Raw genomic sequence first — 21,466 nt, 5'->3', positions numbered from 1 at the left:
TCACATGATTAACGTCAGTATCCCAGCGTTACTCCTGCAACATCATAGTGGGCGACGGGACACAGCCTCGCGAACACAGGCTCACGAGTAGCGCAGATGCGTGATATCACCAGCAGCCACCGTGTGAATTTGCCCCCGAGCATCACGAATGAGCAATTCACCCGCGTCGCTAATATCTACCGCCGTGCCGGTCAGCTTGCCACCATTAGGTAATCCGGCGCTGACTGACTCGTTGAGAGTTGCGGACACCGACTTGTAATCGTCGATAAACGACGATGCCGATCCGCCAGCATTCCGCCACTGCCGCTGCCTCTTGAGCAGCGAGCCCAAAACGGCGATGGTAACCTCCGTTCGATCGACATGCTCCCCTTCCAAGGCAAACGAGGTCGCGTTATCAATGGGCAGTTCCGCCTTCGTGAGATCAATATTGAGCCCGAACCCGACGACCACCGTGGGATTATCAGACATACTGACCGCTTCGGCGAGGATTCCACACATCTTGTCCCCGCGCACCAAAATGTCGTTCGGCCACTTCACGCGGGCATCAATGCCATACGAGCGAACCGTATCGGCCACCGCCACCCCAGTCAGAAGTGGGAGCAATCCGAGTTTTGTCGGCGGCACTTCCGGGCGGAGCAGCACACTCAACGTGACCTGGCTGTGCCGCGGCGCGCTCCAGGCTCGCCCCAAACGGCCGCGTCCGGACACCTGTTCTTCCGCAATCAGAACAGAGAGATCCGGGAGCGTACTGGCCGCCGCATGAAGATCAGTGTTGGTCGATCCCGTTGACTCAACGATCGCGACATCGTTCCACCCCTGTTCGCGCAGAGCCTTCACTACACGCTCGTGATCTAACGGTGGCCTTACCCCCGCATTTTCACTTTCATTATCATTTGGCGACGTTGTGTCGGTGCGATTGTCTTGCTCGCCGGAGCTTCCTTGCGAACCCTCAGACCACTTTCCTGGGGGCACTTGCGCACCTTTCGCCGACGCATTACCCGCACCGGACCACTTACCGGGAGGAACTTGTGCCCCCTTCGCCGACGGATCGCCACCGTCGGACCACTTCCCCGGCGGAACCTGCGCACCCTCCGCAGACGGATCGCCACCCGGGCCCTGCGCGTCCCGTCGGTCGTCGTCTGTGTCGTCGTTATTCCTGTGCTTATCGTCGTGAGTCATGTTTCTTATTCTTCACCATAAGGATTGAGAACCATAAGTATTGATGACGCAGTGAGGTCGCCCAGCAACCGTCGAGAGCACACACCAGCACCACATGCCTCTTTCCGTCGCTTTCCCTCTTTATGGGGGACTCATCCGGGGGAATTGCAGACGTTTCAGTCTGTTCCTGTTGGTATTTGGGCCTAGACTTAACCACATGACAGCCGCCACACTCACCGCGGATACAACCGCACAAGACATCCACACCACCGCCGGCAAGTTGGCCGATCTACGGTCGCGTCTCGCAGAGACTCAGATGCCTATGGGCCAAGCGTCCATCGACAAGATTCACGACCGGGGCAAGCTTTCCGCCCGCGAACGCATCGAATATCTCCTTGACGACGGTTCCTTCGTCGAAGTTGATTCCCTGGCCCGGCACCGGTCCACGAACTTCGGGCTCGACGCTAAACGCCCTCTCACCGACGGTGTTGTCACGGGCTACGGAACGATCGATGGCCGCAAGGTCTGTGTGTTCTCGCAAGACGTCGCCATTTTCGGTGGTGCGCTCGGCGAAGTGTACGGCGAAAAAATCGTCAAGATCATGGACTTGGCCATTAAGATCGGGGTGCCGCTGATCGGCATCAATGAAGGTGCTGGTGCCCGTATTCAAGAGAGCGTTGTGTCCCTGGGCCTGAACTCCAAGATCTTCTTCCGCAACACCCGCGCATCGGGCGTTATCCCGCAGATCTCCCTGATTATGGGTGCGTGCGCAGGTGGCCACGTGTACTCGCCAGCGCTGACCGACTTCATCATCATGGTGGATAAGACCTCCAAGATGTTCATTACCGGCCCGGACGTCATCAAGACCGTGACCGGCGAGGAAATCACCCAGGAGGAACTCGGTGGTGCTTCAACCCACATGAGCTCCTCGGGTACATCCCACTACACCGCGGAAAACGACGAAGACGCCCTGGATTTCGTGCAAGAGCTCATCAGCTACCTGCCACAAAACAACCGGGCCGAAACGCCTCGTGTCCCTGCCGATCCATTCGAGGGTTCCATTGAGGACAATGTCACCGATGCGGACCGCGAACTGGACACAATCATCCCGGACTCCCCCAACCAGCCGTATGACATGAAAGATGTCATCACCCATATCTCCGACGATGAGGAGTTCCTGGAGATCCAGGAAGGTTACGCCGAAAACGTCGTCATCGGTTTTGGCCGGGTCGAGGGACGTGCCGTCGGGTTCGTCGCCAATCAGCCCATGCAATACGCAGGGTGTTTGGACATTAAGGCCTCTGAGAAAGCCGCACGATTTGTTCGTACCTGCGACGCTTTCAACATTCCGATCATTGAGCTTGTCGACGTTCCAGGGTTCCTGCCTGGCACGAACCAAGAGTTCGACGGCATTATCCGTCGCGGTGCTAAGTTGCTGTACGCCTACGCCGAGGCCACCGTTCCGAAGATCACGGTGATCACGCGTAAGGGCTACGGCGGAGCGTACTGCGTCATGGGGTCCAAGGACATGGGCGCGGATATTTCGCTCGCATGGCCCACCGCCCAGATTGCCGTGATGGGTGCTGCCGGTGCCGTCGGATTCGTCTACCGCAAGGAACTGAAGAAAGCGGCTAAAGAAGGCAAGGACGTTGCTGCTTTGCAGAAGTCGTATGAACAGGAGTACGAAGACACCCTGGTCAACCCCTATGTTGCGGCCGAGCGCGGCTTCGTCGACGCCGTTATTCCGCCGAGCGAAACTCGCGGTCAGATCATCGAAGGCTTGCGCCTGCTGGACCGCAAGGTGGAGAGCGTCCCAGCAAAGAAGCACGGAAACATTCCGCTGTAACCACCGTGGCCGAGGGGCGACCACCTTCCCCGCCCCTCCGTCGTTAGCAACCGTTATTAACGACGACTATTAACGACGACGGCCTCCACGGGAGAAACAGCGAGAAATGGAGTTTACATGTCTGACGGCTCACACGTGGACGACACCACAACCAGCGCTGGCGACACGGGCGCACCCGGTGACGGAACAGCGACCGAGAAGAAGCCTGTGTTCCTCAAAGTGATCAAGGGAAATCCCACCGCGCCTCAAGTGGCAGCCCTGACGGCTTTGTTTGCAGGTATGTCAGCTAATGAGGGCGACGACGGCGAACCCGAGACACTGAACAACTGGGGACGCTTCGACGAGAAGTTCACGAACACGCACACGTCGAATGCCGGTAGCTTCCCCAACCTGAGGTTCTACTAAGCCCGCTGATCTCATGGTTCCGCGTGTTTTAATGGGACCATGATCATTCTGGCGTCCTCCTCCCCCTCGCGGTTATCCGTCCTCCGCTCTGCTGGCGTCGAGCCGGCCATCGAACCGCCCGAGGTCGACGAGGGCGCCATTTTGCGCACTGTGCGCGGCAAATCCCCCGAGGACCAAGTCTGCGCCCTCGCCCACGCAAAAGCCACGGCTATTGCGTCGAGACACCTCACATCGGTCCACCCCGAAGGCGATAATCTCACGCCCCGGGTGGTTATTGGTGCCGATTCGATGCTGTACCTGGATGGCGAACTTCAAGGCAAACCCCACACCGTCGAGGCAACAATCCGCCGTTGGACTAACCAGCGCGGGAAAACCGCGCGACTCATTACCGGGCACTGCATTATCAACCTTGACACCACGGCGACAGATGAGGACACCTTCGTGCGCGCGGCCTCCACGACAGTGCATTATGCACATGCTTCCGACGCCGATATCCGCGCGTACGCAAATTCCGGAGAGCCCTTGAACTGTGCCGGTGCGTTCACACTGGAGGCTATGGGCGGGTGGTTCATCGACCGCATCGAGGGGGATCCGTCGTCTGTCATTGGTCTCTCACTTCCCCTTGTGCGGGAGGCGCTATACAGCTTCGGGTACGAGGTTTCCGAGTTCTGGAACCGCTCTGAGCACGCGAATTAAGCCCGCCATCACTGGGAATCACACCCGGTGGTTACGTCGGCTCGGCAGGTGAGGAATATTAAATAAACCCTTATTGACGCCCCAGCCCTTCCACCCTATATTTATTAATTGCTTTAATTTTTCATCATGTAGGTAGGGCTAACACATGTGGACGCAATCACGCAGAGGGATACATGCGGGTCCACGAACCCTCGTGCGGTAATCCGTCACCAAGGAGAAGACAATGACTTCAGTTACCGCTGATACATCCACACCATCACCATCGCCACAATCGGCGCCAACGGTCGACGCCGAGAGCTACTCGAACAAGCGGAAGGCCAGCCAAGCCGCACTCAAACAGCTCATCAAGCCAGTTCAGAGTCGGCTGCTGGTGTGCAGGATCCTGGCTGTCGCGTCGTGCATCGTCGCCGTGGCCCCTTATGTCGCACTCACTCATATTGGAGACCTTCTTCTTAACGACGGCAGCCATGACGACATCAAACGCAGCGCCATCATCCTTGTCTACGCCTTCCTGACGCAGGCGTTCTTGTACACGCTTGCGCTGGCTATTTCGCACTTCGCTGATTTGCGGTTGCGCGACAGGATCCAAAGCGACATGGTGAAAACCCTGGCGCGGGCGCCCTTATCGTGGTTCAGCGACACCTCAACCGGCAAAGTGCGCAAAGCAATTAACGACGACGTCAAACAAGTGCATACGCTCATCGCCCACGCCCCCGTGGAACAAACTGCCGCGGTCGCCGGGCCACTAGTTCTTCTGGCGTACGCGTTCATCGTCGACTGGAGGCTTGGTCTCCTCTCCATCGCCACGTTCCCCTTTTACGGCGCGCTGCAAGCGCTCACCATGCGAGGCATGGGCACCAAAACCGCCGAAATGGACGACAAACTGGGCGATATTTCCTCCGCCGCAGTCGAACTGACCGAGGGCATCTACGTCGTCAAGAACTTCGGACGAACCGGAGAAACGCATGCCCGATTTACTCAGGCATGCAAGGACTTTGCCTCCTTCTACTGGGAATGGTGCGGGCCGCTCATCCGCGCCTCGGCTCTGTCGCTTTCGTTCATCTCGGTCTCGACGCTCATGGCCATCAACGTGGGATTCGGGCTGCTGATGGCGAGCACCGGATGGGTCACAGTCCCCGAGGTTCTCACCTGCTCGCTGATCGCGCTGATTATCCCTCGGACGATTGAGGTTCTGGGATCGACTGCGTGGGCATATCAGCAGGCAGGCAATGCAGCGCTCCGTCTCAAGGGAGTGCTGGATACGGAACAGATTCCTTATCCCGAGGAGCGCAATCCCGAGGACAATGCTTCATCCAGCGCTGGCATTCAGGCCAGCGGCACGAACGGCAACCAGGACATCGTTTTCTCCGACGTGTCCTTTGCCTACTCCACTGCCGACGGCAAAGTCGACGCCCTGCGCGATATCAATCTCCGGCTTCGCCCCAACACGGTGACTGCCCTCGTCGGACCATCGGGTTCCGGAAAATCGACTCTCGCAACAATGCTCGCACGCTTCCGTGATCCCGATTCCGGAACAATCACCATTGGCGGCACGCCATTAACAGAGCTGACCGAACGGGAGCTCTATTCCACAGTGTCGTTCGTCCTGCAAAACCCCTATTTGCAGGACTTACCGCTGCGCGACATCATCTCCCTACCTCGCCCCGACGCGTCCGACGAAGCAATACGCGAGGCCGCACGTCAGGCAAACATTCTCGATGACATCGAAGCGCTCCCCCACGGTTTTGATACCACCCTCGGCGGGCAAACGGACTTCTCCGGCGGCCAGAAGCAACGGCTAGCCATCGCCCGCGCTCTCCTTGCTGACGCCCCCGTCCTCGTCCTCGATGAAGCCACCACCGCTACCGACCCGGATTGTGAGGCGGACATCCAACGCGCACTCGCCCAACTTGCACGCGGCCGGACGGTCCTCGCCATCGGACACCATGCCGAATCCGTCGCCGGTGCTGACCATATTTGCGTCATGGAGCACGGCCGCATCGTCGCCCAAGGCACCGCCGATGAACTGGCCGAGCAACCCTTCTGGAAGCACCTCACACAAGGAGTCGCACAATGAGCTCTGAATCTCAATCCACCCTTGCGTGGGCACGTAACCTCCTTCTCATCAAAGACTTCCGGCACATCCTCACCGCCGAGGGCTACAGAAGGTTTATCCGCAGCCTGTGGTTCGCCGTCGTCCTCGGCATTATCGAAGGCGTAGGCATCTTCGCGGTAATCCCCGCCATCACCGCCTACAGCAATGGCGGCACCTCCATGGGGCTCACATGGCCACAATGGATCCTGGTGCTCGTTGTTCTCGCGGTCGCCGGGGCCATCATGACCTACGCCCAACAAACAACCGGGTATATGGCGGCCATGGACCTGCTGCGCCATTGCACTATTAACGTCGGCAATAAAGTAGCCCGGCTACCACTGGGCTGGTTCGACCGCACGGTGTCGTCGCGGTTATCCATCCTCCTCACTCAGTCCCTCATGCAGATCGGTGAGGGCGCGGCGCACTTCCTCGGCCCACTCGTTCGTGGCTTGACCACCATGATTGTGATGACCATCCTGGCCTGGTTCTGGGCATGGCAACTTGGGCTCGTCTTCTTGATCGCCATTCCGGTCATACTTTTATTAACGACGGCGACCCGCGCTCTGAAACGGGCCGGGGAACGGATGACTATTCCGACCGAAATCGACTTCGCCAGCCGCGTGGTGGAATTCGCGCACACGCAGCCGTCGCTTCGTGCCTCCGGGCGGGCACAATCGTATGAGCCGCTCGACCGCGCACGGTCGGACAACTACCGCAGCCATGCTAAAGACCTGTGGGTGGGCCTGGCCGGCAATGTGATCTCAGGGATCGGCGCGCAAGCTATCACCGTGGCGCTCATTATCGTGGCCGTGGTGTTGGGCACAAGCGGCACGTTGACCCCCATTGCAACGGTGGCGTTCATTGGTGTGTCGCTCCGGTTCTCCAAAATCCTTGAGGAAATCGTCGGCAATACGCTGGCCATTGAAGTTGCGCGTCAACCCATTGGGCAGGTCGACGAGATCATGTCCGCACCGGAATTACCGACGCCCGCCGAGCGTATGTCCCTCCCCGAACCGGGCACAGTGGCGATGAAGTCAGCCACGTTCGGGTACCACAGCGGTAACCCCGTCATTCACGACGTCTCCTTCACTGCACCTCAACACGGACTCACGGCGATCGTCGGCCCGTCGGGAAGCGGAAAGACCACGCTCTTCCGCCTCATAGCCCGCTTCTGGGATGTCGACTCGGGCAGCGTCAGCGTCGGTGGCGTCGATGTCAAGGACCAGCCCACTGATCAGCTGATGGAGCAGATTGCCATGGTGTTCCAGGATGTTTATCTTTACGACACCACCCTGTTCGAGAACATCAAAGTCGGGAACGACGATGCCACCGAGGATGACGTGTACCACGCCGGAGCCCTCGCCGGCGTCCATGAAATCGCAGAACGGCTCCCCGGCGGGTGGCACTCCACCGTGGGTGAAGGCGGAAACCGCCTCTCTGGTGGCGAGCGTCAACGCGTTTCCATCGCCCGTGCTCTGCTCAAACGGGCGCCGATCGTGCTCTTCGATGAGGCGACGTCGGCGTTGGACCCCGATAATGAGGCGCACATCGAGCAGGCCATCAATGACCTTCGTGATCGCTCAACGGTGCTGGTTATTGCGCATAAGCTCAACACGATCCGCAATGCTGACAAGATCGTTGTGCTCGGTGAGGATGGTAACGTTGTACAGGTCGGCACCCACGATGAACTCATCGCATCGAGCGGAATGTATCAACACCTTTGGAGTGCCCGCGAAGCTGCACAAGGATGGTCATTAATTTGAGTCCCGGGCCCGGTCGCAAACCCGTCTTCGATAAAGAACAAGCCATACAAGCCGCACTCGAGGAAGGCGTCGCTACTTTTAGTCTCCGGGGTGTTGCCGACAGACTCGGGATCAAGCCCCCGGCGCTGTATCGGATGTTTTCCTCCCGGGACGAGCTACAAGCAGCCGCGATGCAAAAGCTTGGCCAGCACGTCAATGACCCGGCTGTGGCCACGACGTGGCAGGACGCGCTGAGGCTGTTTAGCTCCCGATCGTGGGACCTGTTTTCGCGTTACCCCGAGGCACCCACGGTCATTATGACCAAACCCGAGGCGATTATCGGTGTGCTGCCTGGCTTCAGGAGGCTCATTGACCGGCTTGTTCGCCTCAATATTCCCGGCGGATTCCCGTGCGCATCGTTCGCCGTGGACTTCATTGGTGACATCACCATCACAACATTTATTCAGATGCGGTCCTTCACAACAACCGACGACGCTGGAGAAACCCCGCTTGACCGGTACACCACCTCGGCCGACAATAACGACGATGTCTTTGGTATGAAGGACATGCCGGGAACAGGTTTTCTGGACAGCAAAGTGGAATTCATCATTGCCGGTATTGAGCACGGAATCGGCCCGGGGAATAGCGAGCCTGAAGCTAGTTAGCCGACGACGGGGCCGCGGGCGCGTCGAAGGTTGCGCGAAGGGCAGGCAATCCAGTCCCTAGCATTGTTATGTAGGCGCATTTAAACTGGGCTTATGAGTGAGCACCGTGATTTCCTAGCCCCCGCACCCGTCGAACTACCCGCCGATCCCGCAAAAGCGATGATCGACGAAGGAAAGAACCTCAACGACGTCGTCGTCGCTGTGCCCACCAGTTCACTCGCATGGGCAGAGCTTGCCGAAGATGCATTGCCTTCCGTCGACATGACCGCTGCTCACAGTTCCGACGATCGCCGCCGCGCGGCCGTTGCCGCCTACGCGTATGCGCGGACCGGTTATCACCGTGGCCTTGACGCTTTGCGTGCGAATGGGTGGAAAGGATGGGGTTCGGTGCCGTGGTCGCATGAGCCGAACCGTGGGGTTCTCCGGGCCATTGCTGCTCTGGCCCTTGCTGCGCGAGCTATCGGGGAAGATAACGAATACGACCGCTGCCGGAAACTCCTCGAGGACTCTGACCCATCATGTGTCTCTGCGCTGATCGACGATCAGCTCGGCGCTAACTAATCCGCGCAGAATAGACGACATAAGGAGTGACAGCCGATGTCAGTTCTACTAGGTGTCTTATTCTTCTTCGGACTTCCGCTGATGGTGTGGTACGTCATCATCCGCGCAACCTACCGGATTGAAACAGCGGGTCGATCGGCTCACAGACGCGGAGCACCGGATACCCAATCCGGCACCCAGGCGGCACAGGACGACGAAGCAAATAGAGCCCCTAATGGCGTCCCCGCCACGCGTGAGTTCACCATTTTCCTATGGTCAATCGTGGCATCCCTCGTCTCTGCCGGTGTGTGTTTAACCTGGTCACCGACAACAATGCCGACCTGGCCTCCCCCGACGGACACTACGCCGTACCAAATCGTTGCCTTCATGATTCTCTTGGTGATATCCGCTTCGGCACTGTCCTGCCTCACACCACGCGCCTATACGGGTGCGTACACCGCCGCGGCAGGAATTTACGCCGGGTTCGCCATCCCGTTCGTCTACCTCGCGTACCAGGACCCGACCGGCCAAAGTGGGATCGGCGTCGTTATTCTCGACGTCTTTGGCAACATTGCCCTCGTCATCGTCCTATCCATTTTCGGCGCCATTCGCGTGTGGTGGTTACGTCGCAAAGGTCGTCGTCAGGCCCGCCGCACAACAACACAGGAATAACGGCGCATAAAGCGCCATACAAACGCCACACACCAATTACCCCCACCGATCACAGATCGATGGGGGCAGATTGTTATAACAACCGGGTTATAACAACCAGCCAGAGCTGTTAGGCGTTGGCTTCCTCAACGCGGCGGATTGCTTCGTCGGCAACCATTTCCTGGATGCCCATGTCCAGCTCAGAGGTGAAGCCCACGCACGAGCAGTTGATCTCGCCCAGGACGTAGGTGTCCTCGCCGTTCTCCCCGTCGTCAAGCATGAAGTCAGCGGTCCAGATCAGCGGCACGTTCCCGTCGCCACCCAGCTTGTCGGCAATAACAGGGCGGACAGCGGCGAATTCGTCGATCAGGTCCTGCCACTCTTCCGGCTTGTCGTAGGTGTACTGCGCGCCAGAGAACAGGGTGGCCGAGAAGTTTTCACCACCGGCGGCTGGCTTCTTGTGAACAACGAAGACCGGCTTGTCGCCGACGAGGAGGATGCGGATTTCGCCTTCCACGATGCGGGGCATGAAGCGCATGTCCACGAGCATGCCGTTATCGCCGACGATGTACTGGTCACAGAAGTCCATGAACTCGCCGAGCTTCTTGTGCTCGGTGTGGTTGTCGACGGCTTCCGTGCAGACCAGCATGGTGTCGAGCGGAAGAGCAGTGCCCGGCTCAACGGAGTCAGCGAGTTCCTTGTCCTCGATGCGAACACGCCAGATGCCGGAACCCGTGGATCCGCGGTTCTGCTTGAGCACGCGCTCGCCGTAGGAGAGCGACTTCGGGAAGGTTTCGTGGAAGCTCTCGACGTCGTAGTACGCTGCCGTGTCCGAGGGCACCAGCGACGTGTCGTTGAGCTTCACCAGCGCATCTTTCGCGCCGTAGTCCATCATCTTTTCGGGGCTCGACATGCCGACGAGGCCAGCGTCGCTCAAACGGGTGAGCAACTCGAAGTAGCCCTTTTCACCACCGGGAATGTTGCCGGGGTTCACGCGAGAAATGTAGCCGCCTGAGGACTTGGATACTTTCTCGAAGATGTCGTCGGCCTTGGTGTTGTCGTAGTAGATGACCTCTGAATCCCAGCCGTCGTGAGCTTTAATTGCGTTAACGATGGGCATCGTGTCTTTGCGGTGACCATCGTGTCCCTTGTCGTTTCCACCTTCAACTTCGAACACAACGATGTTCTTCTGCACTGGCTATTCTCCTCGGTATTGCCGTCGGTTGGTGTTATCGACGTAAATCCGGCTCTCCACTGTGGGATATAGGGTGAACGCTGTCTACGTCTCGCACCCCCATGTGGTGTGGGTGCAGGTCACTACCATCTTCAGAGTCCTCTAATCCCTACTGCACAAGCCCTGAATTAATGGATTTACCAGCTAAAACACTAATAGACCTCCCCTGGTCACGCTGGATATTGAGCTGTGGGATATAACACCACCCGTTTTCACCCCCGAGTGCGGTGATATTGCACCGCTGTTACTTGCGCAGAAGGGATCGCTCCCCACTGACCCCTTCCCCCACCCCATGTTTCTTATAGGATTGGGAACCATGGCCGCGCCACTTGACCCCCACCCCTTACTTCAGGACTACGCCCACCCGGAAAAAGTTGTTACCTCACAATGGTTGGGGGCAAAACTGGGCACCCCCGACGTTCGCGTCGTCGAATCGGACGAAGACAGTTTGCTCTACGATCTCGGCCACATTCCCACGGCCATTCGCATTGATTGGCGACGGGACCTCTCCGATCCGATCACCAGAAACGTCATCTCCCCCGAAGCGTTTGCGCAATTGATGCGCGAGAAGGGGATTCGCCGGGAGGACACCGTCGTTATCTATGGCGACCACTCCAACTGGTGGGCGGCCTTCGCGTTCTGGGTTTTCACGCTGTACGGGCACCCCGATGTCCGTCTGCTCAACGGTGGCCGGGATGCCTGGATTCGCGCTGAGCGGGAGACAACATTTGCCGTTCCCGAGAGCCCCGAGTCCACGTATCCAGTGCCCGAGGTCTCTACCACCGGGCTCATTTCTGTCGACGACTTACGCACGTCCTACAAATCATCGCAGCTTATCGACGTTCGTACGCCCGAGGAATACCGCGGCGGAACTCCCGACAACGCTTCCTCCTCGGTGAAGTCGACCTTGCGGACGGGCCATATTCCCGGCGCGGTGAACATTCCGTGGGATTCAACGGTGTATCCGAACAGCAATTTCCGCAGTATGGACGAATTGCGCGAGATTTTCGGTGCGCTGGATTCTTCGAACCCGACGGTGACTTATTGCGTGACAGGTGAGCGTAGTGCTCATACGTGGTTCGTGTTGCGTTATTTATTGGGATGGAATGACGTGAAGAGTTATTACGGGTCGTGGGCCGAGTGGGGAAACATGGTGGGGATGCCTATTACGCGTGGCGATCGTCCGCTCTGATGTAGTCCGTGCACCCCGCCACCCGTTCGCCCTATCACCCCCACATTTACCCCTTATTGAATTTCATAGTGAACTCTGCTTGTTAACCCGTGGCGACACCGCCGCGGATTATTTCATATTCAGCCCCCCTATTGAGGGCGATACGCTCGCCAAAGTTCACGGCTTAGCCGCACCACTGTGCCACAATTAAAGCTGTCCAATAAACATGTGCATCTGGACACGATTACAGCGAGTTCGTCGCCGCTTGGCCGGACAGCGAGCGCCCTTGATCCCTGATGATGGGGTGTTGACGTTGATTAACCAGCCATTAACCAGCTCAGGCCTGCCCGCGTGACCGACTAGTGATGCACACCAGCCGAGAGTTGCACAGCGAATACAGGAGGGTTTCGTGTCCGCCGACAGTAAGACAATCGAGACCAAAAAAATCACTAAAGTTCTCGTCGCCAACCGTGGTGAGATCGCGGTTCGTGTGATCCGCGCCGCGAAGGACGCCGGGATCCCCAGCGTTGCGGTCTATGCCGAGCCCGATGCCGAGGCACCGTTCGTCCACCTTGCCGACGAAGCCTTCGCACTGGGTGGCCAAACATCTGCGGATTCGTACTTGAATTTCGACAAGATTCTGGACGCGGCGAAGAAGTCGGGCGCTAACGCGATTCACCCCGGCTACGGCTTCTTGTCCGAGAACGGTGACTTCGCTGAGGCCGTCGAAAATGCTGGGTTGATTTGGATTGGCCCGTCTCCTGATTCGATTCGGAAGCTGGGAGACAAGGTGACGGCCCGTCATATTGCTCTTGCCGCGAATGCTCCTATGGCACCGGGAACGAAGGAACCCGTCAAGGATGCGGATGAGGTCGTCGAGTTCGCTAAGGAACATGGGCTTCCGATTGCGATTAAGGCGGCGTTCGGTGGTGGTGGTGGCCGTGGTATGAAGGTCGCTCACAGCCTGGATGAGGTCCGTGACCTCTACGATTCCGCTGTTCGTGAGTCCATGGCAGCGTTCGGTCGGTCGGAGTGCTTCGTCGAGCGGTACCTGGATAAGGCTCGCCACGTGGAGTGCCAGGTGGTGGCGGACATGCATGGCAACTACGTGGTGGTCTCTACCCGTGACTGTTCCTTGCAGCGTCGTTTCCAGAAGCTCGTGGAGGAGGCACCCGCCCCCTTCCTGACGGATGAGCAGAACGAGCGTCTGCACCAATCCGCGAAGGATATTTGCCGTGAGGCCGGATACTACGGCGCTGGAACCGTCGAATATATGGTTGCCGACGATGGCCTGATTTCCTTCCTTGAGGTGAACACCCGTCTGCAGGTGGAGCACCCCGTGTCGGAAGAAGTGACCGGGTGGGACCTGGTGCGAGAGCAGTTCCGCATCGCTGAGGGCAAGGAGTTGTCGCGCAAGGAAGACCCGATCCCGAATGGCCACGCCATTGAGTTCCGTATCAATGGCGAGGATCCGGGCAGCAACTTCATGCCAGCCCCCGGCACGGTGACGAAGTACGTTGAGCCCTCTGGCCCGGGTGTTCGTATGGACTCCGGTATTAATGAGGGCGAGGTCATTGGTGGCCAGTTCGACTCCATGCTGGCCAAGCTGATCGTGTGGGGTAAGGATCGCGATCAGGCGCTCGCCCGCTCAGCCCGTGCCCTGGACGAGTACCAGGTTGAGGGCTTGGCGACGGTGATCCCGTTCGACCGCCGCATCGTGAAGAACCCCGCCTTCGTGGGCGACGGCTCCTCCTTCGACGTCTACACGAAGTGGATTGAGCAGGAGTGGATGGAGACCAACCCGATCGAGCCGTACGCGGGTGACACCGATGCGGATGAGGACACCACCCCGTCGCAAAAGGTTGTTGTCGAGATCGACGGCCGACGGGTTGAGGTTGCGCTGCCGGGCGATCTGGCGCTGGGTGGCGGCAATGGTGGCGCCAAGAAGAAGAAGTCCAAGAAGCGTCGCGGTGGCGGCAAGGCGGTGTCGGGCGATGCCGTTGTGGCCCCGATGCAGGGCACCATCATCAAGGTCAATGTTGAGGAAGGCCAGGAAGTTCAGGAAGGCGAGACCGTCGTCGTCCTGGAGGCCATGAAGATGGAGAACCCGGTGAAGGCCACGAAGTCCGGTACTGTGACCGGCCTGGATGTGGAAGAGGGCAAGGGTGTTTCCAAGGGAGATCCGCTGATGGACCTCAAGTAGGGGTTACGGGCCGCAGTGTTCTAGCGGCCCCGAGGTGGTGAACGTCGGCAGGCAGTCCGTGACTAACCTAAGTACTCGTGAGCTCCCCTGCTACATCCACATCACCCTCGAGCCCTACCCCGTCCCCCTCCGGCCAGGCGATCGCCGTTGACGCCTGGCCTGGCACAGTCAAAGCGCTGATTCTCGGCTTCCAGCACGTGCTGGCGGCCTACGCAGGCGCGGTGGCTGTGCCCCTTTTTGTTGGCTATGCGTTAGTTGACGCTGGCCGGATGTCCTCGTCGGACATTCCACACCTCATTGCCGCCGACCTCTTCGTGGCGGGCATTGCGACCATCGTGCAGTCTGTCGGCCTGTGGCGTTTCGGTGTGCGTCTGCCCCTGATCCAAGGCTGTACCTTCTCTGCAGCAATCCCCATGGTGAGCATCGGATCGCATTATGGTGTGCCCGCCATTTACGGATCGGTCATTGCGTCCGGCCTGTTCATGATCATCTTCGCGCCGCTATTTTCTAGTTTGTTGCGGCTTTTCCCGCCGCTGGTCACGGGCACGGTGCTGCTGATCATTGGGTCGACTCTCATGCCCGTGGCTGCCGACTGGATTGGTGGCGGGTCCGAGGCAAAAGGCACCCACGAGTTCGGCACGGGGAAAAATCTACTGATCGCGACTTTCGTCTTGGTGCTGATACTCGTCATTGAGCGCTGGGGCCCGGCGTGGCTCGCCCGCATTTCCGTACTGGTCGGAATGCTCTCAGGCCTAGTGGCGTGCATTCCGTTGGGGATGGTAAACTGGGATTCCACGGCGTCCGCGCGGTGGATCGGGGCCACGCACCCGTTCTACTTCGGCGCGCCGCATTTTATCCCGTCGGCCATCGGCGCCATGTGCATCGTGTCCCTCGTCACCATGGTGGAAGCCACGGGTGACATCGTCGCTATCGGGGAAATCACCGAGTCCCACATCGATGACAAGAGAATTGCCGACGGCCTACGCGCCGACGGGGCTGCCACCGTGCTGGGCGGTGTCTTCAACACCTTCCAGTACACGGCGTTTGCGCAGAATATTGGGGTGCTGTCGATTACCGGCGTGCGCTCGCGATGGGTGACGTCCGTGGCCGGCGGGATGCTGATCGTGCTCGGTTTGATCCCGAAGACCGCCTCCGTGGTGGCCGCAATTCCTGCACCAGTCTTGGGCGGCGCTGGTATTGCACTGTTCGGCATGGTGGCAGCGTCGGGCGTACGGACCTTATCCACGGTGCGGTTTAATTCGTCGAACATCATGGTCGTCGCCATTCCGTTGGCGTTGGCGCTCCTACCAGCGACGTCCCCAACCCTGTTTGCCCAGATGCCGACGTGGGCCCAGACGTTCTTGGGATCCGGGATTTGCATCGGGTCGGTTGCTGCCATTGTGCTGAACCTGATGTTTAACACTGGTACGCGAGCTCCCGCGTCGCACAAAGATGGTACGACGACTCATGACACGCCTCGCGGGTCGTCGTATGGTCTCGCCGACGCTGACCATGACGGTTTTGGAGATCGTCCCGCTGCGCGATCCTGAGGTGTACCGCTATTCTGGGAGATAAAGGGATGTCCGGCACGTGAACTCCGGGTTCCCAACCAGTTTCCCGGCCAGCGACGACGCCGATGACATCAAGGAGCGCTTCGGATGCCTACGAACACGGGTCCTTTCCCTTCGGGTACCTACCGAGTAAGCGATGAGGACCGCCAGCATGCCATTGAGTTATTGGGCATTCACTTCTCACAGGGCCGTCTCACCATTGACGAATACGACCAGCGGGTATCGGTGGCGTCTGCCGCGCAGAATAACAATGACCTCAACGCCCTGTTCACGGACTTGCCGGATCTTCCGTCCGCCACCCTTACGAAGGGCTCTCAATCGCTGGTGACGATGTCCGATGGCACTGTTCTTCCTCCGGCGTCATATGGGCGCAATATCCGTTTGGGGTTGCTGCTGGGGTCGTCCACTCTTCTGGCTATGCCCGTCGCGTTTAATGATGCGCTCGCACCCATTTTGTTTTTGATTCCCCTGATTTTCATTCTGCTCTATATCATGAAGGTCGGGCCGGAATCGTGGCATACCGCGTCGCGGATCCGCCAAGCGAAACGTCTGCAGCGTGATCAGCTGCGGATGGACAAGGAAAAGCTGGAGTTGGAGCGGCGGAAGCTGCAGTTGGAGCAGAAGCAACGTCGTCGGGAAATCCAACAAGAAGCGATGGGGTCCGCCATGGATTTTGCCCACACCGTGATGAATTCTGCGAAAGGAATCTCTGCCCGCCGGCACCGGTAGGGTTCAGCCGCTGAAACTCTGCGGTTGTGGTGTGGTTGTGGTGTGCGCTCAATGTCACTCCACGACGCTACGCTGGGCCTCACTCTGGCTCCTAAAATTGGGTCTTATGGAACCCATGCAATTAAACGGTGGCCGCTTTTATTTGCGTCCTTTATCCGCCGATGACCGCATTAACGACGTCCCCGCTCTGAGGCTAGCTGCCGACTGGGCGGATCATTCCAGTGATAAATCGGCACAAAGTAGCAGTTCGAACAGCGCGATTGATGAGAGCTTCATCGAGCTTCGTCGGAATCAATGGTTGACGGGAACGGCGCTGTCCTGGGCTGTGTGTGAACAAACACAGGTTGAGATGCTCGCAGAGGCCATTCTTTTCTCCGACGACGGCGTCATCGTGAATCCGGCAGAGGACAACGAAGCCTCAAGCAATGATGCGCAGAGCGATGATGCGCACAGTGCCCCCAAGGCCACACACGCGACTCTTTCCATTCGCCCCGCGGGCGATCCGACTCGCGTCGTTCCTAATGAACCGGACGCAGAGAAGAAAACCGTCGGCGATGCCGTTGAGGAAGCCGAGGGAACAATTAAGCGATGGGCCGAGGGCTATCTCGGGCTCACCGTTACCCTCATTTAACAGGGCTACATGTGGCACGGGCTCGCCTAACTCGGCCCCTTTTTAGCGGGAGCCCGCCCACAGTCACTGGGGCCAAAGCCCAGTACTCCATCGTTAATCCAGGTCGTCGTGAGCGACCAAGTGGCGGGCGGCCTCTGTCACCGAACCCGATAGCGACGGGTATACAGAGAACGTCCGGCTCAAATCTTCCACGGTCAACCGGTTCGTTACGGCAATAGCGATCGGCAAGATCAACTCCGACGCTGACGGAGCTACCACCACACCACCAATGACGATGCCGGAATTCTTACGGCAGAAAACCTTGACAAAACCGTGGTTAAGGGACCGCATCTTGGCACGCGGATTGCCCTTCAGCGAATACGTCTCAATTCGCGCGGACACTTCGCCAGATTCGATCTGCTTCTGTGAAACCCCCACGGTGGCCAGCTCCGGGCGGGTAAACACTGCCGACGCCACCGTCCGCAACCGGATCGGGGTCACCCCTTCACCCAAGGCGTGATACATGGCAATACGCCCCTGCATCGCGGCCACCGACGCCAGCGGGAACAAATCAGTACAATCCCCCGCCGCATAAATGCCGGGCACAGACGTCCGTGAAACACGGTCGACCTTGATGTGGCCCGAACGTGTCAGATCAACCCCCACCTTGTCGAGGCCCAGATCACGCGTATTCGGCACAGAGCCAACGGTCATCAACGCGTGAGAGCCCTCCACCTCGCGTCCGTCGTTGAGGATGACCTTAATCCCGTTATCGGTGTACTCCACAGCCTTACACCGTCCACGCTTAACCAGGTGAACTCCGCGCTCATCCAGCACATTTTCCAGCACGCGGGCAGCGTCGGAATCCTCATGCGGAAGAATCTGGTCCCCCGAGGCCACCATCGTGACCTCCACCCCCAACTCGGTGAACGCCGACACGAACTCCGCGCCCGTCACACCGGACCCAACGACAATGAGGTGCTCCGGCACCTCCTCCAGGTCGTAAATCTGGCGCCACGTCAGGATGCGATTGCCGTCGGGCTTGGCGCCGGGGAGGATACGAGGCGTGGCCCCCGTCGCCAAGAGAACAAGGTCACATTCAATTGTTTCTTCTGAACCATCAGCTTGTTCCACCAAAACGCGGTGAATGGTGCGGCCCGGCTCATAATCGTTCAATCTGGCGGTCCCCGGAATCAGGCGAATTTCCGAGGCAATCATTTGCCGCTGCACATCGTCCGACTGAGTCTTTGCCAGATGCTTGACGCGCTTGTTCACTTCCGCGTACGGCAGCCGTTTGCCGTCGTAACCTGCGTGGAACCCCATTGCATCTGCTCGGCGCATATCGGTGCGAATACCCGTGGCGGCAATAAAGCTCTTCGACGGTACGCAGTCATGCAGGACGCACGATCCCCCCATGCCCTGATCCTCAACGACCGTGACCTCCGCCCCGTACTTCGCGCCTGCTAATGCGGCTTCATAGCCCGCCGGGCCTCCGCCGATAATCACGATCCGTTTAGCCACCAGTTCGCTCCTCGATGTGGTGATGTTTCAGGGGCATACTCAGCGCCCAGAGACAAGGACCGAACCCGGCACACGGTCACATGCGCGAGGCTCACTACGGCCGTCGTCAAGGCGCAGCTCGTCTCTTTCAGAATAAACTAAACCCCACACATAACCCTGGTTCGGGCTAAAAGCAGACACCCCCGACGCCACAAAGAGGGGTAGACCGTCGAGGCTGAGTGTCTACACATCGTGCCTGTAGCTAAAGATCGATATTGCGGGGACCATACAGACGGTCGCCTGCGTCCCCTAGACCAGGAACAATGTAGGCATCCTCATTCAACGACGGATCGATCGTCGCCGTGACCAACCGCGTGACCGGAAGATCGGCATCCTTCAACGCCTGCACCCCCGGTTCGGCGGCCACCATGCAGATGCAGGTGATGTCGTCCGCACCCCGGCTGGCCAGCAGACGGATCGCATGGAGCAGCGAGCCGCCCGTCGCCAACATGGGGTCGACGAGGAAAACCGCGCGGCCGGCGAGGTCATCCGGCAGCGCCTCCAAATAGGGCACAGGCTTGTGCGTCGTCTCATCGCGAGCCAAGCCGATAAAGCCCACTTGGGCGTCGGGAATCATGGACAATGCGGGGTCCACCATGCCAAGCCCGGCGCGAATAATCGGGACGATAATGGGGGGCTCGGTCAGGCGGAATCCATCAGCCTGGTCTACCGGGGTGGACACGGGGAAGGTATCCACTGAAAGATCTCGGCTGGCCTCGTACACCAGCATCGTGCCTAAATCTGACAACGCCGCGCGGAAAACATCATTTGTGCTGCGCTTATCGCGCATGATGGTCAGCCTCGACGACACCAACGGATGATCAACGACCCTAATCTCCATAAAAACCAGCTTACCTGTGGGGAACCATAACGAAACTCGCGCGTCTAACCCCACCGCACGAGAAATGTCACATAGCCCGGCAGGCACGCCTGGCGCACCTCGCACGTCTCTGGCTCGACCGATACACAGGAGGACACTGCAATGATGGAGACCGGCTCGATTACCGCCCAACCTGACGCTTTACGCACCGCCGCCGATCAACTGGCCGAGTGTGCAGATACTGTCAGCCGCCTGCGCGATGGTCATGAGGCCAATCCCCCAGGCTTTGCCAAGTGTTCCCCTCATATACCCACTCTTCAGCGCGCTATCGAGTTGTTGGGACAGAACCATGACCGCCTCAGACACGAACTCGGACGGTTCAACGAATCGTTGTTATCAATCTCGCAGGGTACGCGGACCCTGGCCGATGCCGTCGATCATTCTGACACGGTGGCTGCCGTGCGGATGAAATCGCTGACCAGCACGATTCCGGGTAACCGCGAGGGAGGGCAACGATAACTCATGCCTTCGTTTATTGGTTCACCTGTATCATCTGAGGCCGCAGCGCTCATTGAAGATACCGTTCACTACATCACGTCCCTACTCCCAATCACCCCGGAGACGCCACTGCCAGATTTCACTCACCATTACCCGCTTTTCGACGCCACGCGACGCGAACTCGGCGCGATGCTATCCGGGCCGTGGAAAGAGAGCACGTCAACTGTTGATAGTGCCCTGGTTGGTGAGGCGGGAAACGAGTGGCACGACGGACTGGATCGTGCTACCAAGGGCGCGGAATCGCTCCGATGCTCGGGTGAGGAAGCGTCGCACGCGAGTATCCACATAGCCAGCACCATTATCAAAGGTGCGCTCGATATCTCCGGTATTGCTAACCGATATCTCACGACCGCGACGTCACTGCTCACTGGAAGTATGAGCATCCCTATTCTCTTGGGCCCGATCCCTGTCAAGCCCGGGACCGGGATCATGCCGGCGTTGAAAAAGGCCTCTGCAGAAGCACGACACGAGGCCGATAACGCAGCGGAGCGCATTAACACGGAACTCGAAGGCGATGTTGCAGTGCTTCAGCGGTTGTTGGAGGAACCGTCGCCTGCCTTCCAGCAGTGCGAGGTGGACATCCCGCCCGATCCGCCGTCGACATCCGAGACAGCCCCTGCCGTAGCCTCACCAGTGCTCAACTCCGCGAACGATGCTGCGGCAGCGTCACCGGAGGCTGCAGCGTCCGCATCGACACCTGCGCTGACTCCCGCGCCAGGCGATCACCCGCCGGTCGCTCAGCCACCAGCCACCCAGGCACCACCTGCTGAACCACCGCCACCATCACATGCGTCGGCCAGCGGAGCCTCACCCCAAGCACTACAAGCGGTAGAAGCCGCGCGCAGTGCCATCGGAACACCGTACCAATGGGGAGGAAACACCCCCGGCGTCGGTCTTGACTGCTCAGGGCTCACACATTGGGCGTATGCCCAAGCAGGAGTCGACATTCCGCGGCTCGCTGAGGCGCAAACCGTCGGCACACAGGTCACCCAAGACCAACTTCTCCCCGGTGATCTTGTGGTGTGGGATGGGCACGTCGCGATGTACGTCGGCGACGGCATGATGATAGAAGCAGGTGATCCCGTCCAAACCTCGCCGCTACGGACCACCAACATGGGGATGAACTTCCTCGGCTTCTACCGGCCCACGGGGTAACTGCCGGCGCTAACGCACCCGACCTGTTAGCACTAACGATAAGGCACGCTACGATGA

19 protein-coding genes are annotated in these 21,466 nt (G+C 59.0%); 15 read left to right on the top strand and 4 right to left on the bottom strand.

Going from position 1 to position 21,466, the window contains the following annotated elements:
* Positions 1–81: 81 nt before the first annotated feature.
* Positions 82–1,179, bottom strand: a complete 1,098-nt coding sequence (locus ACWORE_RS00530) for a biotin--[acetyl-CoA-carboxylase] ligase (protein ID WP_455302013.1) — start codon at positions 1,177–1,179, stop codon at positions 82–84.
* Positions 1,180–1,375: 196 nt separating this feature from the next.
* Here ACWORE_RS00530 and ACWORE_RS00525 point away from each other — a divergent pair, with 196 nt between their 5' ends.
* From ACWORE_RS00525 to ACWORE_RS00490, 8 genes are all read left to right on the top strand, one after another.
* Positions 1,376–3,004 (top strand): acyl-CoA carboxylase subunit beta, encoded by a 1,629-nt coding sequence (locus ACWORE_RS00525; protein ID WP_455302011.1) that lies wholly within the window; start codon positions 1,376–1,378, stop codon positions 3,002–3,004.
* Positions 3,005–3,121: 117 nt separating this feature from the next.
* Positions 3,122–3,409 carry an acyl-CoA carboxylase subunit epsilon gene (locus ACWORE_RS00520; RefSeq protein WP_296136444.1) on the top strand — a complete coding sequence of 96 codons (288 nt, stop codon included), beginning with the start codon at positions 3,122–3,124 and terminating at the stop codon, positions 3,407–3,409.
* 39 nt (positions 3,410–3,448) lie between these two features.
* On the top strand, positions 3,449–4,105 hold the full coding sequence (locus ACWORE_RS00515; protein ID WP_406604953.1) for a Maf family protein: 657 nt from the start codon (positions 3,449–3,451) through the stop codon (positions 4,103–4,105).
* A gap of 223 nt (positions 4,106–4,328) precedes the next feature.
* The gene (locus ACWORE_RS00510; protein WP_296136449.1) at positions 4,329–6,182 is read left to right on the top strand and encodes an ABC transporter ATP-binding protein; all 1,854 of its coding nucleotides are present in this window, start codon (positions 4,329–4,331) and stop codon (positions 6,180–6,182) included.
* Positions 6,179–7,963, top strand: coding sequence for an ABC transporter ATP-binding protein (locus ACWORE_RS00505; RefSeq protein ID WP_296136451.1), 1,785 nt, complete (start codon positions 6,179–6,181; stop codon positions 7,961–7,963). Before ACWORE_RS00510 ends, ACWORE_RS00505 begins: the two co-directional genes overlap by 4 nt.
* On the top strand, positions 7,960–8,607 hold the full coding sequence (locus ACWORE_RS00500) for a TetR/AcrR family transcriptional regulator (protein WP_221923077.1): 648 nt from the start codon (positions 7,960–7,962) through the stop codon (positions 8,605–8,607). Before ACWORE_RS00505 ends, ACWORE_RS00500 begins: the two co-directional genes overlap by 4 nt.
* 93 nt (positions 8,608–8,700) lie before the next feature.
* Positions 8,701–9,168, top strand: a complete 468-nt coding sequence (locus ACWORE_RS00495; RefSeq protein WP_296136454.1) for a DUF3151 domain-containing protein — start codon at positions 8,701–8,703, stop codon at positions 9,166–9,168.
* A 36-nt stretch (positions 9,169–9,204) separates the two neighbouring features.
* On the top strand, positions 9,205–9,819 hold the full coding sequence (locus ACWORE_RS00490) for a hypothetical protein (protein ID WP_455302007.1): 615 nt from the start codon (positions 9,205–9,207) through the stop codon (positions 9,817–9,819).
* A gap of 109 nt (positions 9,820–9,928) precedes the next feature.
* Here ACWORE_RS00490 and ACWORE_RS00485 read toward each other — a convergent pair whose 3' ends face one another.
* A complete protein-coding gene (locus tag ACWORE_RS00485) occupies positions 9,929–10,993 on the bottom strand; it encodes a Cj0069 family protein (protein WP_455302005.1) in 1,065 nt (354 codons plus the stop codon).
* Positions 10,994–11,348: 355 nt separating this feature from the next.
* On the opposite strand from ACWORE_RS00485, the gene ACWORE_RS00480 reads away from it, so the two are divergent.
* From ACWORE_RS00480 to ACWORE_RS00460, 5 genes are all read left to right on the top strand, one after another.
* Entirely contained in the window at positions 11,349–12,224 is an 876-nt protein-coding gene (locus tag ACWORE_RS00480; RefSeq protein ID WP_296136460.1) for a sulfurtransferase, read from the top strand.
* Between the two features lie 388 nt (positions 12,225–12,612).
* Positions 12,613–14,406 (top strand): ATP-binding protein, encoded by a 1,794-nt coding sequence (locus ACWORE_RS00475; RefSeq protein WP_455302003.1) that lies wholly within the window; start codon positions 12,613–12,615, stop codon positions 14,404–14,406.
* A 77-nt stretch (positions 14,407–14,483) separates the two neighbouring features.
* A complete protein-coding gene (locus tag ACWORE_RS00470; RefSeq protein WP_455302001.1) occupies positions 14,484–15,956 on the top strand; it encodes a nucleobase:cation symporter-2 family protein in 1,473 nt (490 codons plus the stop codon).
* A gap of 108 nt (positions 15,957–16,064) precedes the next feature.
* Positions 16,065–16,706 (top strand): DUF1707 domain-containing protein, encoded by a 642-nt coding sequence (locus tag ACWORE_RS00465; protein WP_296136468.1) that lies wholly within the window; start codon positions 16,065–16,067, stop codon positions 16,704–16,706.
* 106 nt (positions 16,707–16,812) lie between these two features.
* Positions 16,813–17,337 carry a hypothetical protein gene (locus tag ACWORE_RS00460; protein WP_406604960.1) on the top strand — a complete coding sequence of 175 codons (525 nt, stop codon included), beginning with the start codon at positions 16,813–16,815 and terminating at the stop codon, positions 17,335–17,337.
* A gap of 93 nt (positions 17,338–17,430) precedes the next feature.
* Here ACWORE_RS00460 and ACWORE_RS00455 read toward each other — a convergent pair whose 3' ends face one another.
* Positions 17,431–18,837, bottom strand: a complete 1,407-nt coding sequence (locus tag ACWORE_RS00455) for an NAD(P)H-quinone dehydrogenase (RefSeq protein WP_406604961.1) — start codon at positions 18,835–18,837, stop codon at positions 17,431–17,433.
* Positions 18,838–19,078: 241 nt separating this feature from the next.
* Positions 19,079–19,717, bottom strand: coding sequence for a uracil phosphoribosyltransferase (gene upp / locus ACWORE_RS00450; RefSeq protein WP_455301999.1), 639 nt, complete (start codon positions 19,715–19,717; stop codon positions 19,079–19,081).
* 141 nt (positions 19,718–19,858) lie between these two features.
* Here upp and ACWORE_RS00445 point away from each other — a divergent pair, with 141 nt between their 5' ends.
* Both ACWORE_RS00445 and ACWORE_RS00440 read left to right on the top strand, forming a co-directional pair.
* Positions 19,859–20,215, top strand: coding sequence for a hypothetical protein (locus ACWORE_RS00445; RefSeq protein WP_406604963.1), 357 nt, complete (start codon positions 19,859–19,861; stop codon positions 20,213–20,215).
* A 3-nt stretch (positions 20,216–20,218) separates the two neighbouring features.
* Complete coding sequence (locus ACWORE_RS00440) at positions 20,219–21,409, top strand: C40 family peptidase (protein ID WP_455301998.1); 1,191 nt, start codon at positions 20,219–20,221, stop codon at positions 21,407–21,409.
* The last annotated feature ends 57 nt before the right edge of the window (positions 21,410–21,466 follow it).

The sequence above is a fragment of the Corynebacterium sp. c7Ub_26 genome (assembly GCF_053760365.1).
This window is presented reverse-complemented; position numbering and strand designations above follow the sequence as displayed.

What these genes read in the sequence shown, in the direction of transcription:
- ACWORE_RS00505 (WP_296136451.1), top strand. Translation starts at nt 6,179, where the DNA reads ATGAGCTCTGAATCTCAATCCACCCTTGCGTGGGCACGTAACCTCCTT.
- ACWORE_RS00520 (WP_296136444.1), top strand. Translation starts at nt 3,122, where the DNA reads ATGTCTGACGGCTCACACGTGGACGACACCACAACCAGCGCTGGCGAC.
- ACWORE_RS00530 (WP_455302013.1), bottom strand. Translation starts at nt 1,179, where the DNA reads ATGACTCACGACGATAAGCACAGGAATAACGACGACACAGACGACGAC.
- ACWORE_RS00480 (WP_296136460.1), top strand. Translation starts at nt 11,349, where the DNA reads ATGGCCGCGCCACTTGACCCCCACCCCTTACTTCAGGACTACGCCCAC.
- ACWORE_RS00445 (WP_406604963.1), top strand. Translation starts at nt 19,859, where the DNA reads ATGATGGAGACCGGCTCGATTACCGCCCAACCTGACGCTTTACGCACC.
- ACWORE_RS00440 (WP_455301998.1), top strand. Translation starts at nt 20,219, where the DNA reads ATGCCTTCGTTTATTGGTTCACCTGTATCATCTGAGGCCGCAGCGCTC.
- ACWORE_RS00525 (WP_455302011.1), top strand. Translation starts at nt 1,376, where the DNA reads ATGACAGCCGCCACACTCACCGCGGATACAACCGCACAAGACATCCAC.
- ACWORE_RS00490 (WP_455302007.1), top strand. Translation starts at nt 9,205, where the DNA reads ATGTCAGTTCTACTAGGTGTCTTATTCTTCTTCGGACTTCCGCTGATG.
- ACWORE_RS00460 (WP_406604960.1), top strand. Translation starts at nt 16,813, where the DNA reads ATGGAACCCATGCAATTAAACGGTGGCCGCTTTTATTTGCGTCCTTTA.
- ACWORE_RS00510 (WP_296136449.1), top strand. Translation starts at nt 4,329, where the DNA reads ATGACTTCAGTTACCGCTGATACATCCACACCATCACCATCGCCACAA.
- upp (WP_455301999.1), bottom strand. Translation starts at nt 19,717, where the DNA reads ATGGAGATTAGGGTCGTTGATCATCCGTTGGTGTCGTCGAGGCTGACC.
- ACWORE_RS00465 (WP_296136468.1), top strand. Translation starts at nt 16,065, where the DNA reads ATGCCTACGAACACGGGTCCTTTCCCTTCGGGTACCTACCGAGTAAGC.
- ACWORE_RS00495 (WP_296136454.1), top strand. Translation starts at nt 8,701, where the DNA reads ATGAGTGAGCACCGTGATTTCCTAGCCCCCGCACCCGTCGAACTACCC.
- ACWORE_RS00515 (WP_406604953.1), top strand. Translation starts at nt 3,449, where the DNA reads ATGATCATTCTGGCGTCCTCCTCCCCCTCGCGGTTATCCGTCCTCCGC.